8 protein-coding genes and 2 rRNA genes (1 of these 10 only partly in view) are annotated in these 12,451 nt (G+C 70.4%); 7 read left to right on the top strand and 3 right to left on the bottom strand.

The window, feature by feature from the left end:
• Together QMQ26_RS25035 and rrf are read left to right on the top strand one after the other, a co-directional pair.
• Positions 1–1,904: ribosomal RNA gene (locus QMQ26_RS25035) — 23S ribosomal RNA — on the top strand; it begins 1,206 nt to the left of the window's first position.
• A 76-nt stretch (positions 1,905–1,980) separates the two neighbouring features.
• Positions 1,981–2,097, top strand: a 5S ribosomal RNA gene (gene rrf / locus QMQ26_RS25040).
• Between the two features lie 67 nt (positions 2,098–2,164).
• On the opposite strand, the gene QMQ26_RS25045 is transcribed toward rrf, so the two are convergent.
• Positions 2,165–2,611, bottom strand: coding sequence for a hypothetical protein (locus QMQ26_RS25045; protein ID WP_282202753.1), 447 nt, complete (start codon positions 2,609–2,611; stop codon positions 2,165–2,167).
• A gap of 255 nt (positions 2,612–2,866) precedes the next feature.
• Here QMQ26_RS25045 and QMQ26_RS25050 point away from each other — a divergent pair, with 255 nt between their 5' ends.
• The 5 genes from QMQ26_RS25050 (at position 2,867) to QMQ26_RS25070 (ending at position 9,759) form a co-directional block, all read left to right on the top strand.
• Positions 2,867–4,252, top strand: a complete 1,386-nt coding sequence (locus QMQ26_RS25050) for a hypothetical protein (protein WP_282202754.1) — start codon at positions 2,867–2,869, stop codon at positions 4,250–4,252.
• A gap of 130 nt (positions 4,253–4,382) precedes the next feature.
• On the top strand, positions 4,383–4,838 hold the full coding sequence (locus QMQ26_RS25055) for a hypothetical protein (protein WP_282202755.1): 456 nt from the start codon (positions 4,383–4,385) through the stop codon (positions 4,836–4,838).
• 18 nt (positions 4,839–4,856) lie between these two features.
• Positions 4,857–7,055 carry an SF1B family DNA helicase RecD2 gene (gene recD2, locus QMQ26_RS25060; RefSeq protein WP_282202756.1) on the top strand — a complete coding sequence of 733 codons (2,199 nt, stop codon included), beginning with the start codon at positions 4,857–4,859 and terminating at the stop codon, positions 7,053–7,055.
• 233 nt (positions 7,056–7,288) lie between these two features.
• A complete protein-coding gene (locus tag QMQ26_RS25065) occupies positions 7,289–8,578 on the top strand; it encodes a citrate synthase (protein ID WP_100840339.1) in 1,290 nt (429 codons plus the stop codon).
• Between the two features lie 461 nt (positions 8,579–9,039).
• Positions 9,040–9,759 carry an SDR family NAD(P)-dependent oxidoreductase gene (locus QMQ26_RS25070; RefSeq protein ID WP_100840338.1) on the top strand — a complete coding sequence of 240 codons (720 nt, stop codon included), beginning with the start codon at positions 9,040–9,042 and terminating at the stop codon, positions 9,757–9,759.
• A 7-nt stretch (positions 9,760–9,766) separates the two neighbouring features.
• Here QMQ26_RS25070 and QMQ26_RS25075 read toward each other — a convergent pair whose 3' ends face one another.
• Both QMQ26_RS25075 and QMQ26_RS25080 read right to left on the bottom strand, forming a co-directional pair.
• Entirely contained in the window at positions 9,767–11,998 is a 2,232-nt protein-coding gene (locus QMQ26_RS25075; RefSeq protein WP_282202757.1) for a heavy metal translocating P-type ATPase, read from the bottom strand.
• Positions 11,999–12,074: 76 nt separating this feature from the next.
• Positions 12,075–12,293: a heavy-metal-associated domain-containing protein gene (locus tag QMQ26_RS25080; RefSeq protein WP_282202758.1), complete on the bottom strand. Its 219-nt coding sequence runs from the start codon at positions 12,291–12,293 to the stop codon at positions 12,075–12,077.
• Positions 12,294–12,451 lie beyond the last annotated feature (158 nt).

Consider the following 12,451-nt stretch of genomic DNA (forward strand, 5'->3'; position numbering starts at 1 on the left):
TTCCGCGCCGACAATGTAGCGGGGCTCAAGCACACCACCGAAGTCGTGTCATTGCAGCAATACTCCCAACGGAGGCTGTGATGGGTAGGGGAGCGTCGTGTGCCGGGTGAAGCAGCCGAGGAATCGAGTTGTGGACGGTTCACGAGTGAGAATGCAGGCATGAGTAGCGATACAAGAGTGGGAAACTCTTGCGCCGATTGACCAAGGGTTCCTGGGTCAAGCTGATCTGCCCAGGGTAAGTCGGGACCTAAGGCGAGGCCGACAGGCGTAGTCGATGGACAACGGGTTGATATTCCCGTACCCGCTTTGAAGCGCCAACGTCGAACCTCTTGATGCTAAGCCCGTGAAGCCGGCCCGGAGTCTTCGGACGAAGGGACGTGGTGGAGCCGGTGACCCAACGGGGTAGTAGGTGAGCGATGGGGTGACGCAGGAAGGTAGTCCAGCCCGGGCGGTGGTTGTCCCGGGGTAAGGGTGTAGGACGAACGGTAGGCAAATCCGCCGTTCACATAGTCTGAGACCTGATGCCGAGCCGATTGTGGTGAAGTGGATGATCCTATGCTGTCGAGAAAAGCCTCTAGCGAGTTTCATGGCGGCCCGTACCCTAAACCGACTCAGGTGGTCTGGTAGAGAATACCGAGGCGTTCGGGTGAACTGTGGTTAAGGAACTCGGCAAAATGCCCCCGTAACTTCGGGAGAAGGGGGGCCATTGCTGGTGACGGGACTTCGCTCCCTGAGCTGGTGGTGGCCGCAGAGACCAGCGAGAAGCGACTGTTTACTAAAAACACAGGTCCGTGCGAAGCCGTAAGGCGATGTATACGGACTGACGCCTGCCCGGTGCTGGAACGTTAAGGGGACCGGTTAGTCCGATTTCGGTCGGGCGAAGCTGAGAACTTAAGCGCCAGTAAACGGCGGTGGTAACTATAACCATCCTAAGGTAGCGAAATTCCTTGTCGGGTAAGTTCCGACCTGCACGAATGGCGTAACGACTTCTCGACTGTCTCAACCACAGGCCCGGTGAAATTGCATTACGAGTAAAGATGCTCGTTTCGCGCAGCAGGACGGAAAGACCCCGGGACCTTTACTATAGCTTGATATTGGTGTTCGGTTCGGCTTGTGTAGGATAGGTGGGAGACTGTGAAACTCGGACGCCAGTTCGGGTGGAGTCGCCGTTGAAATACCACTCTGGTCGTGCTGGATGTCTAACCTGGGTCCGTGATCCGGATCAGGGACAGTGTCTGGTGGGTAGTTTAACTGGGGCGGTTGCCTCCTAAAGGGTAACGGAGGCGCCCAAAGGTTCCCTCAGCCTGGTTGGCAATCAGGTGTTGAGTGTAAGTGCACAAGGGAGCTTGACTGTGAGACTGACGGGTCGAGCAGGTACGAAAGTAGGGACTAGTGATCCGGCGGTGGCTTGTGGAAGCGCCGTCGCTCAACGGATAAAAGGTACCCCGGGGATAACAGGCTGATCTTCCCCAAGAGTCCATATCGACGGGATGGTTTGGCACCTCGATGTCGGCTCGTCGCATCCTGGGGCTGGAGTAGGTCCCAAGGGTTGGGCTGTTCGCCCATTAAAGCGGTACGCGAGCTGGGTTTAGAACGTCGTGAGACAGTTCGGTCCCTATCCGCTGTGCGCGTAGGAGTGTTGAGAAGGGCTGTCCCTAGTACGAGAGGACCGGGACGGACGAACCTCTGGTGTGCCAGTTGTCCTGCCAAGGGCATGGCTGGTTGGCTACGTTCGGGAGGGATAACCGCTGAAAGCATCTAAGCGGGAAGCCTGCTTCGAGATGAGCACTCCCACCTCCTTGAGAGGGTAAGGCTCCCAGTAGACGACTGGGTTGATAGGCCGGATATGGAAGCCCTGTGAGGGGTGGAGTTGACCGGTACTAATAGGCCGAGGGCTTGTCCTCAGTTGCTCGCGTCCACTGTGTTGTTCTGAAACAACGACCCCCGCATGATGGCGGGCGGTGCACAGTTTCATAGTGTTTCGGTGGTCATAGCGTGAGGGAAACGCCCGGTTACATTCCGAACCCGGAAGCTAAGCCTCACAGCGCCGATGGTACTGCAGGGGGGACCCTGTGGGAGAGTAGGACGCCGCCGAACAATCTTTGTGGGAAAGCCCCCTGATGGGATGTCAGGGGGCTTTTTCGCGTTCCCGGCAGACTGCCGGTCACCAGGAGGGGAGGACCGGGCGGGGTGCGCCTGCCGGCGTGCGCTGGGCCGGGCAGCACGGGGTGGTGTTGACGGCGAGTTCGGTGACCGAGGGGATGCGGCGGCGGTTGGCGGAGGACCCGTGGCTGTCCGTCTCGATGTCGGGGCGGTACGCGGACGGGGCGGACGAGCAGACGGACGCCCAGGTGCGGGCAGCGTTGCACCGGGCGCTGCCGGGGACGTCAGTGCAGGTCGAAGAGGTGTTGCACGCCTCGGTTCCGCTGGTGGTGCCGCTGCCGGCGGGAAGCGCCGCCGAGGTGGGGGCGGGGCAGGGCGCGGGGTAGTCGTTGACGCCGTTGGCGGTGGCGGGCCCGCAGCGGCTCGCGGAGTTGGTGCGGGGGGCCTGGCCGGCCGGGGCGGGGGAGGTGGTGCTGTCGGAGTCGGTGGCGTTGACGAAGCCGGGCAAGCCAGTGCCCGTGCCGGTGGTGGTGAGGGGGTATACCGGGAGGCGCCGGGGGTGGTGCTGGCCCCGCGGGACCTGTTGCGGACGGACCCGCTGCTGCGGGGGAGGTGGACGTCCAGTGGACGGCGCTGCTGGACCTGCGGCGGTTGCGGTTGGGCGGGGGGACGGTGTTTGCGGAACGGAGCCGGGTGGAGCGGTTGACGGCGGGCTATCCGGTCCGGGCGGCATTCCGCGGGGCGGAGCCATTGGTGGGGGGCGGTGCGGGCGGTCAGTGAGATCCCGGCGGTGCTGATGGCGCGTTCGGGGATGCTGGTGTCAGTGGTGATGCTGGGGGTGCTGTCGGCGGTGGCGATGGTGATGACGGCTCGTCAACTGGCAGACTTCCGGCGGGCGGAGCTCCTGCTGCAGTTGGCGCGCGGGTCGGGTCGGGCCCGGCTGCTGGGGACTGCGGCGGGACTGGAGGCGATGGAGGCGCGCGGGTCGGGTCGAGCCTGGCTGCTGGGGGCCGCGGCGGGGTTGGAGGCGATGGAGGCACGCGGGTCGCGGACGCTGGATGCGACCTGGGCGTTCTGGACGGCCGAGCAGCCCTGGGAGACCGGCGGGACTTCCCGCAGGGCGGGGGAACTGTCGTGCGGGGCTCGGGACTTCGGTAAGGCGCTGGCGGTGTCGGCGTGTGGCGGGGTGGTCTCGGACCGGTTCCCCTGCCCGGCCGGGACCAGGACGATGGGGGTGCCGAAGCTGACCGAGCGGCTGTCGGCGCTGGTGGACGCCTGCGCGGTGCAGTGGGCCCGGACGGTGGTGCTCCGGTCGTTCGCGTCGGCGGGTCTGCCGGCGATCGGGGTGTCTGCGGTGGTGGCCGCGGCCCGGCTGGGGGCGCGGCGCAGGGAGGCGGCGCTGGCGCTCCAGCGGGCCCGAGGTGCGGGTGAGTCCCGCGCTGGCCGCCGTTCGGCGGCTGGAGGCGGCTCCGGCGGCCTTGGCGGGCCTGCTGGCGGGGTGGGCGGTGTCCGTCCGGTGGGCGGACGGGCGGCTGCTGGGGGCGTGGTGGCGGGTGCGTCGGCGGTGGCGGTGTGGTGGCAGGGCCGGGCGGCACGCCGGGCGGGTCGTGAGCCGGTGCGCCGACGGGGTCCGAGGCGGGCATCGGGGTTGTCCGCGCGGCTGGTGGCGGAGGGGGCGGGCGTGCTGCAGTTACGGCTGCGCGGCGCGGCCCCGGCGGGGGTCGGGGCGGAGCCTCAACTGGCGCTGATGCCGGTGGTATCGGGCCTGGCGGCGGCCGCGCAGTGGCGTACGGGCGGTGGCGCAGTGATCCTGGGCCCGGCGCAGCGTCCGCTGCCGGTGGAGGAGTTGGGCCGGGTGCCGGGGGTGGCCGGGGTGCTCCAGGTGCGCGGTGGGCTGGCGGCGCTGACCTCGGACGACGACGGTGTGACGGTAAGGGCGTCGGCCTATCCGGTGGCGTTGGCCCGGTACGAGCCGGGGTCGGCGCTGGCGGCGCTCGCGGCGGTGCCGGAGCTGGCCGAGCCGCTCGGCACGAGGGCGGAACTCTCGGCGCTGGCCGATCAAGTGACGGCGGATCGGTTCCCGGACGGCTCGTTTGACGCGGACGCGGGGCGCGGTGGCGGACCGGGCGATCGGGCCGGTGGCCGGTGACGTCGACGTGGCGGGTGGGCTGCTGGTGTTCGGCGGGCCGGGGGCAGAGCGGGCAGCGCGGCGCGGCGGTGCTGTTCGCCGATCCGGGTCGGCCGGGGTCGGCGGCAGGTGCGGCGCGGATCGACGCGGCGTGCCGGTCGAAGTCCGCTTCCTGGGTGGGCAGTTGAGGGAAGCGTCGGGGGACGGTCTGGTGGCCGCGCTGGAGACGGCGTTCCGGGTGCTGGCGGCGCTCGGGCTGCTGCTCGGGCTGGTCGCGGTGGTACTGGAGCTGTTGCTCGGCGGGCGGGCCGCGGCGGGCGTCCGGCTGGTCCAGCTGCTGCCGGTGGTGGCGGCGGCGGTGGTCGGCGGCACGCTGCTCGGGCTGGCGCTGCCGTGGTTGCTCGGCCCGGCGCTCGACCTGCGAGCCTCCACGGCCGGTCCGGGCGCGCCGGTGCTCGCCCCGGACCGGGCGGCGGTCGGGTTGCTGGTGCCGGGCGCGGTGGTGCTGGAGGGGGTGGCGGGGTGGTGCGCCGCGAGCGCGCGGCCCCGCCGGGCGCGACCGGTCTGTCGGTCGGGCGGAGTACCTTTCCCGGTGGCGTGTTCCTGATCGCGGGTGAGGTGTCCGGTGCAGCTGGCTCAGGTGGAGGGGGTCCTGGAGCGGATCACGTACGCCAACGAGGAGACGGGGTACACGGTCGCCCGGGTGGACACCGGGCGCGGGGCGAACGACCTGCTGACGGTGGTGGGGGCGCTGCTGGGGGCGCAGGTGGGGGAGAGCCTGCGGCTGTTCGGGCGGTGGGGCTCGCACCCGCAGTACGGGCGGCAGTTCACGGTGGAGAACTACACGACGGTGCTGCCGGCCACCGTCCAGGGCATCCGGCGGTACCTGGGCTCGGGGTTGATCAAGGGGATCGGGCCGCGGTTCGCGGAGCGGATCGTGGAGCGCTTCGGGGTGGAGACCCTGGAGGTGATCGAGAACGAGCCGCAGCGGCTGATCGAGGTGCCGGGCCTGGGCCCGAAGCGCACGAAGATGATCGCCAAGGCGTGGGAGGAGCAGAAGTCCATCAAGGAGGTGATGGTCTTCCTGCAGGGCGTCCAGGTGTCGACCTCGCTGGCGGTGCGGATCTACAAGCAGTACGGCGACGCCTCGATCGGGGTGGTGAAGAACCAGCCGTACCGCCTGGCGTCGGACGTGTGGGGCATCGGCTTCCTGACGGCGGACCGGATCGCGCAGGCGGTGGGCATCCCGCACGACTCGCCGGAGCGGGTGAAGGCGGGCCTGCAGTACGCGCTGTCGCAGTCCACCGACCAGGGGCACTGCTACCTGCCGGAGGAGCGGCTGATCGCGGACGGCGTGAAGCTGCTCCAGGTGGACGTCGGGCTGGTGATCGACTGCCTGGCGGAGCTGGTCGCGACGGAGGGGGTGGTCCGCGAGCGGCTGCCGGGGGCGGACGGGCAGCAGGTCACGGCGGTGTACCTGGTGCCGTTCCACCGGGCGGAGCTGTCGATGGCGGGCCAGCTGCTGCGGCTGCTGCGGGCGGACGGGGACCGGATGCCGTGGTTCCGGGACGTGGACTGGCCGGCCGCGCTGGGCTGGTTGGCGAAGCGGACGGGGGCGGAGCTGGCCCCGGAGCAGGAGCAGTCGGTGCGGCTGGCGCTGACCGAGAAGGTCGCGGTGCTGACCGGCGGCCCGGGCTGCGGCAAGTCCTTCACGGTGCGCTCGATCGTCCAGTTGGCGCTGGCGAAGCGGGCGAAGGTGGTGCTGGCGGCGCCGACCGGGCGGGCGGCGAAGCGGCTGGCGGAGCTGACCGGCGCGGAGGCGTCGACGGTGCACCGGCTGCTGGAGTTGAAGCCGGGCGGGGACGCCGCCTACGACCGGGACCGGCCGCTGGACGCGGACCTGGTGGTGGTCGACGAGGCCTCGATGCTGGACCTCATCCTGGCGAACAAGCTGGTCAAGGCGGTGGCGCCGGGCGCGCACCTGCTGTTCGTGGGGGACGTCGACCAGCTGCCCTCGGTGGGCGCGGGCGAGGTGCTGCGGGACATGCTCTCGCCCGGCAGCCCGATCCCGTCGGTCCGGCTGACCAGGATCTTCCGGCAGGCCCAGCAGTCCGGCGTGGTGGTGAACGCGCACCGGATCAACGAGGGCCTGCCGCCGCTGACCGAGGGCCTGCCGGACTTCTTCCTGTTCGTGGAGGACGACGCGGAGCGCGCGGCGGGCCTGACGGTGGACGTGGTGGCCCGCCGCATCCCGCAGCGCTTCGGCCTGGACCCGCGGCGCGACGTGCAGGTGCTGGCGCCGATGCACCGCGGCCCGGCCGGGGCCGGCGCGCTGAACACGCTGCTCCAGTCGGCCGTCACCCCGGCCCGGGAGGGACTGCCCGAACGCCGCTTCGGCGGGCGGACGTTCCGGGTCGGCGACAAGGTCACCCAGGTCCGGAACAACTACGACAAGGGGCGCAGCGGCGTCTTCAACGGCACCGTGGGCGTCGTGACGGCACTGAGCGTGGACGACCAGCGGCTGACGGTGATGACCGACGAGGACGAGGAGATCCCGTACGACTTCGACGAGCTGGACGAGCTGGCGCACGCGTACGCGGTGACGATCCACCGTTCGCAGGGCAGCGAGTACCCGGCGGTGGTGATTCCCGTCACCACCTCGGCGTGGACGATGCTCCAGCGCAACCTGTTGTACACGGCGGTGACGCGGGCCCGGAAGCTGGTGGTGCTGGTCGGGTCGCGCAAGGCCATCGGGCAGGCCGTGCGGGCGGTCAGCGCCGGTCGGCGGCACTCCGCGCTGGACCACAGATTGGCTGCGGGCTGAGTTCCAGGGGGTACGGTACGTTCAGAGGTTGTCTTGACGTGAAGAGATTTAGGGCGGAACCTGGTCCGGTGCCGCTGCCGATCTTGTCCGGTTCGCACCGGTGGCGGCAGCGGAGTTTGTAGGCCCCGGTCCTTCCCGGGGTCACCCCCGGGTGCGCGGCCGTCCTTCGGGTGGGGGATCGTTGAGACAGTCAGGGCAGTCGGATGAGGATCAATTTCGTCGGTGAGGAAGACGTGAGCGACAAATCGGTAGTACTGCGGTACCAGGACGGCGAGTACGAGTACCCCGTCGTCGAGAGCACTGCGGGCAACTCCGGCTTCGACATCTCGAAGCTGCTCCCGCAGACCGGCCTGGTCACCCTGGACAACGGTTTCGGCAACACCGCCGCCAACAAGTCCGCGATCACCTTCATTGACGGTGACGCCGGAATCCTGCGCTACCGCGGCTACCCGATCGAGCAGCTGGCCTCGGAGGCCAACTTCATCGAGACCGCTTACCTGCTGATCAACGGCGAGCTGCCGAAGGCCGGCGAGCTGGAGGCGTTCAGCAACGAGATCACCCAGCACACCCTGCTGCACGAGGACGTCAAGCGCTTCTACCAGGGCTTCCCCCGGGACGCGCACCCGATGGCGATGCTCTCCTCGGTGGTCGGCGCGCTCTCCACGTTCTACCCGGAGAGCCACAACCCGTTCGACGAGGCGCAGCGCAACCTGTCGACGGTCCGCCTGCTGGCGAAGCTGCCGACCATCGCGGCCTACGCGTACAAGAAGGCGATGGGCCAGCCCTTCGTCTACCCGCGCAACGACCTCGGCTACGTCGAGAACTTCCTGCGGATGACCTTCGCCGTCCCGGCCGAGGACTACGAGCTGAACCCGGTCGTGGTCAACGCCCTGGACAAGCTGTTCATCCTGCACGCGGACCACGAGCAGAACTGCTCCACCTCGACGGTGCGCCTGGTCGGCTCCTCGCACGCCAACCTGTTCGCCTCGATCTCGGCGGGCATCTCGGCGCTCTGGGGCCCGCTGCACGGCGGCGCCAACCAGGCCGTGCTGGAGATGCTGGAGCAGATCCAGAAGGACGGCGGCGACGTCGACGCGTTCATCCGCAAGGTGAAGAACCGCGAGGACGGCGTCAAGCTGATGGGCTTCGGCCACCGCGTCTACAAGGCGTTCGACCCGCGCGCCGCGCAGGTCAAGGTGCTCGCCCACGAGGTGCTGGCCCAGCTCGGCCAGTCCGACGAGCTGCTGGAGATCGCGCTCAAGCTGGAGGAGCACGCGCTCAAGGACGACTTCTTCGTCTCGCGCAAGCTCTACCCGAACGTGGACTTCTACACCGGCCTGATCTACCGCGCGATGGGCTTCCCGACCAGCATGTTCACCGTGCTGTTCGCGATCGGCCGGCTCCCCGGCTGGATCGCCCACTGGCACGAGATGATCAAGGACCCGACCAGCCGGATCGGCCGCCCGCGGCAGATCTACACCGGCGTGGAGATCCGCGACTACGTGCCGCTCGACGCGCGCTGAGCCGTCGGCCGCGGAGCCGAAGGGGCCCGGTCCCGCCCTCCCGTACAGGGGGCGGGACCGGGCCCCTTCGCGTGTCGCCGTACCGGGGCGCACGGCGCCCGGGACGGGCCCGGTCGGGAACGGCCGCTCAAAGCGTCCCCGGGTCCGGGTCCGGCCCGGTGCCGTGCGCGAGGGCGATCGACGAATCGACAGCCCGTCCGGGGCCCGCCGGAGCCCCGCTCTACAAAAGGTAAGACGTACCAGGGGGCGCAGAGTTACGCCAGGGGGGTGTGAGTTGGCTCTCTCCACTCTCCGTGTGCGTCCGCGCACCCGGGCGTCCGCGCGCATACCACACCGCACGGCCGGCGTGCGGCGTCACCCACCCCACCGGCTCCGCGACCCAGCGTGATAGGAATCGTGGCAATCCGGTACGGACCGCCCGCGACCTGCGGCGCGGCGAACGGTCAGGGAGGGAGTGCGCAATGGCCAGGAACGTCGTCGTCACCGGTGGTGGCACCGGCATCGGGCTGGATCTGGCCCGGCGCTTCGCCGAGGCCGGGGAGCGGGTGGTGATCGTCGGCCGCCGCCCCGGCGTCCTCGACCACGCCGTCCAGGAGCTCGGCCCGAACGTCACCCCGCTGGTGTGCGACCTGGCCGACCCGGACGCGGTGGAGGCCGCCCTGGACGTGCTGCCCGCCCGGATCGACGTGCTGGTCAACAACGCCGGCAGCCGGGAGACCGTGCCCGGCGCCGGACCGCACGCGGTGCTGGCCCGCTGGCGCGGCGACTTCGAACGCAACGTGCTGACCGCGGTGCTGCTCACCGAGTCCGTCCGCGACCGGCTCACCCCCGGCTCCGGCCGGGTGGTCACCGTCTCCTCGATCGCCGCGCTGCGCGGCGCGGGCTCCTACGGGGCCGCGAAGGCCTCCCTGCACGCCTGGAACCACTTCCTGGCCGCCCAGCTCGGCCCGTCCGGGATCACCGCCAACATCGTCGCCCCGGGCACCGTCGCGGGCACCGAGTTCTTCGGCCCGCGACTGGACGAGGCCGAGGTGGCCCGGCGCTCGGCGCGCACGCTGCTCGGCCGGATCGGCGAACCCGGGGAGGTCGCCGCCGCCGTCTACTTCCTCGCCTCCGCCGAGGCCGGGTTCATCACCGGCGAGATCCTGCACTGCAACGGCGGCGAACTGCTGGGCCGCTGACGTCCCGTCAGGCTGCTCGGAACTTGCGTAGTCGCAGGCTGTTGCCGATGACGAACAGGGAGGAGCTGGCCATGGCGGCTCCGGCGATCATGGGGTTGAGGAGGCCGGTGGCGGCGAGGGGGAGGGCGGCGGTGTTGTAGGCGAAGGCCCAGAAGAGGTTGCCTTTGATGGTGGTGAGGGTGTGGCGGGCGAGGCGGATGGCGTCGGCGGCGGTGCGCAGGTCGCCGCGGACGAGGGTGAGGTCGGCGGCTTGGATGGCGGCGTCGGTGCCGGTGCCGAGGGCGAGTCCGAGGTCGGCTTGGGCGAGGGCGGCGGCGTCGTTGACGCCGTCGCCGATCATGGCGACGGTGTGGCCTTGGTGTTGGAGGTGTCGGATGGTGGCGGCTTTGTCCTGGGGGAGGACGTCGGCGTGGACGTCGTGGGCGGGGATGCCGATTTCGGCGGCGACGGCTTCGGCGGTGGTCCGGTTGTCGCCGGTGAGCAGGATGGGGCGTAGGCCCAGGGCGCGTAGTCGGGTGACGGCTTCGGCGCTGGTGGGTTTGACGGCGTCGGCGACTTCCAGCAGGGCGCGGGGTGTGCCGTCCCAGGCGAGGGTGATGGCGGTTCGTCCGGCTTGTTCGGCGGTGGTCTTGGCGGTGGCGAGGGCGGGTGGCAGGGGGGTGTCGAGGAGGGTGGCGCGTCCGGCGGTCACCGCGTGCCCCTCGACGGTGCCCCGCACGCCCAGGCCGGGGAGGTTCTGGAAGTCCTCGACGGCGGGCAGCTCACCGAACCGTTCTCGGGCGGCGGTGGCGATGGCGCGGGCGATGGGGTGTTCGGAGGCGTGTTCCAGGGCGCCGGCCAGCCGTAGTGCCTGGTCCTCGTCGACGTCTTCGGTGGTGTGGAGGGTGAGGAGGGTCATCTGTCCGGTGGTGACGGTGCCGGTCTTGTCGAGGACGACGGTGTCGGCTTTGCGGGTGTTCTCCAGGACTTCGGGGCCTTTGATGAGGATGCCGAGTTGGGCGCCGCGTCCGGTGCCGACGAGGAGGGCGGTGGGGGTGGCCAGGCCCAGGGCGCAGGGGCAGGCGATGATCAGGACTGCGACGGCGGCGGTGAACGCTTCGGTGGGGTTGTCGGAGGTCAGGAGCCAGCCGACCAGGGTGGCCAGTGCCAGGACGATGACGGCGGGTACGAAGAGGGCGGAGATCCGGTCGGCCAGGCGTTGGGCGGCGGCTTTGCCGTTCTGGGCGTCCTCGACGAGTCTGGCCGTTCGGGCCAGTTGGGTGTCGGCGCCGATGCGGGTGGCCTGTACGACCAGTCGGCCGCCCGCGTTGACGGTGGCGCCGGTGACGGTGTCCCCGACGGTGACCTCGAGGGGCACGGATTCGCCGGTGAGCATGGAGGCGTCCACGGCGGAGCTGCCCTCGATCACGGTGCCGTCGGTGGCGATCTTCTCGCCGGGGCGCACCACGAAGCGGTCCCCGACGGCGAGTTGCCCGACCGGGACGCGGACCTCCCGGCCCCCACGCAGCACCACCACGTCCTTCGCACCGAGGTCGAGCAGGGCGTGCAGGGCGGCGCCGGCCCGGCGCTTGGAGCGGGCTTCCAGCCAGCGGCCGAGCAGGATCAGGGTGGTGACGGCGGACGCGGTCTCCAGGTAGAGCGCGGAGGAGGCGTCGGTGGCGCCGACGGTGAGCGAGAAGGCGTGCCGCATGCCGGGCATCCCGGCGTCGCCCCAGAACAACGCCCACACCGACCAGCCGAACGCGGCCAGGGTGCCGAGCGAGACCAGGGTGTCCATGGTCGCCGCGCCGTGCCGGGCGTTGGTCCAGGCGGCCCGGTGGAACGGCAGGCCGCCGTACACGACGACCGGGCCGGTGAGCGCGAAGGCCAGCCACTGCCAGTTGTCGAACTGCAGGGCGGGGACCATCGAGAGCAGCACGACGGGGACGCTGAGCACGGCGCTGACCAGCAGCCGGTCGCGCAGGGGATCGGGCTCGGCGGGCCCGGGTGCGGGCGCGGCGGGCGGGGGCGGGAGTTCGGCGGTGTAGCCGGTCCGCTCCACGGTGGCGATCAGGTCGGCGACGCTGGTGCCGGGGCCGAAGTCCACCCGGGCCTTCTCGGTCGCGTAGTTGACGCTGGCCCGCACGCCGTCGATCCGGTTGAGCTTCTTCTCGATCCGGGCGGCGCAGGAGGCGCAGGTCATGCCGCCGATGGACAGCTCGACGCGGTCGCGGGCGGCGGGGTCGGTGGTGGTGCTCATCAGCTCGTCCGGTTCGCTCGGGTTCGCTCGGGTGTGCGGTGCGGGGCGGGGCGGCGCGGGGCCGCCCCGTGGCGGGTCAGGCGGCCCGGCCGACCAGTTCGTAGCCGGCCTCGTCCACCGCGGCGGCGATCTGCTCGTCACTGGGGGCGGGCTCGGCGGTGACGGTGACGGTGCCGGCCTGGGCGTCGGCGCTGACCGCGGTGACGCCGGGCAGCGCGGAGACCTCGCCGTCGATCGCCTTCTCGCAGTGGCCGCAGCTCATCCCGCTGACGGTGTAGGTGACGGTGCTGGACATGGGAACCTCCCGGAACGTGCTGGGGCGGGGCCGGATGCCGGGCCCGGGGCGTGCTGCGCCTCGGAGAACCACAGTACCCCCTGGGGTATTCCACCGAGGGCGGGGCGCATTCCGGCCCGCACGTCCGCGGCCCGTCCCCGAGGGTAGTCCGCGCCGGA

It is taken from the genome of Kitasatospora fiedleri, from assembly GCF_948472415.1.
Lineage (GTDB): Bacteria > Actinomycetota > Actinomycetes > Streptomycetales > Streptomycetaceae > Kitasatospora > Kitasatospora fiedleri.

Coding starts and splice junctions, on each gene's coding strand:
- QMQ26_RS25070 (WP_100840338.1), top strand. CDS start 9,040: ATGGCCAGGAACGTCGTCGTCACCGGTGGTGGCACCGGCATCGGGCTG.
- QMQ26_RS25075 (WP_282202757.1), bottom strand. CDS start 11,998: ATGAGCACCACCACCGACCCCGCCGCCCGCGACCGCGTCGAGCTGTCC.
- QMQ26_RS25080 (WP_282202758.1), bottom strand. CDS start 12,293: ATGTCCAGCACCGTCACCTACACCGTCAGCGGGATGAGCTGCGGCCAC.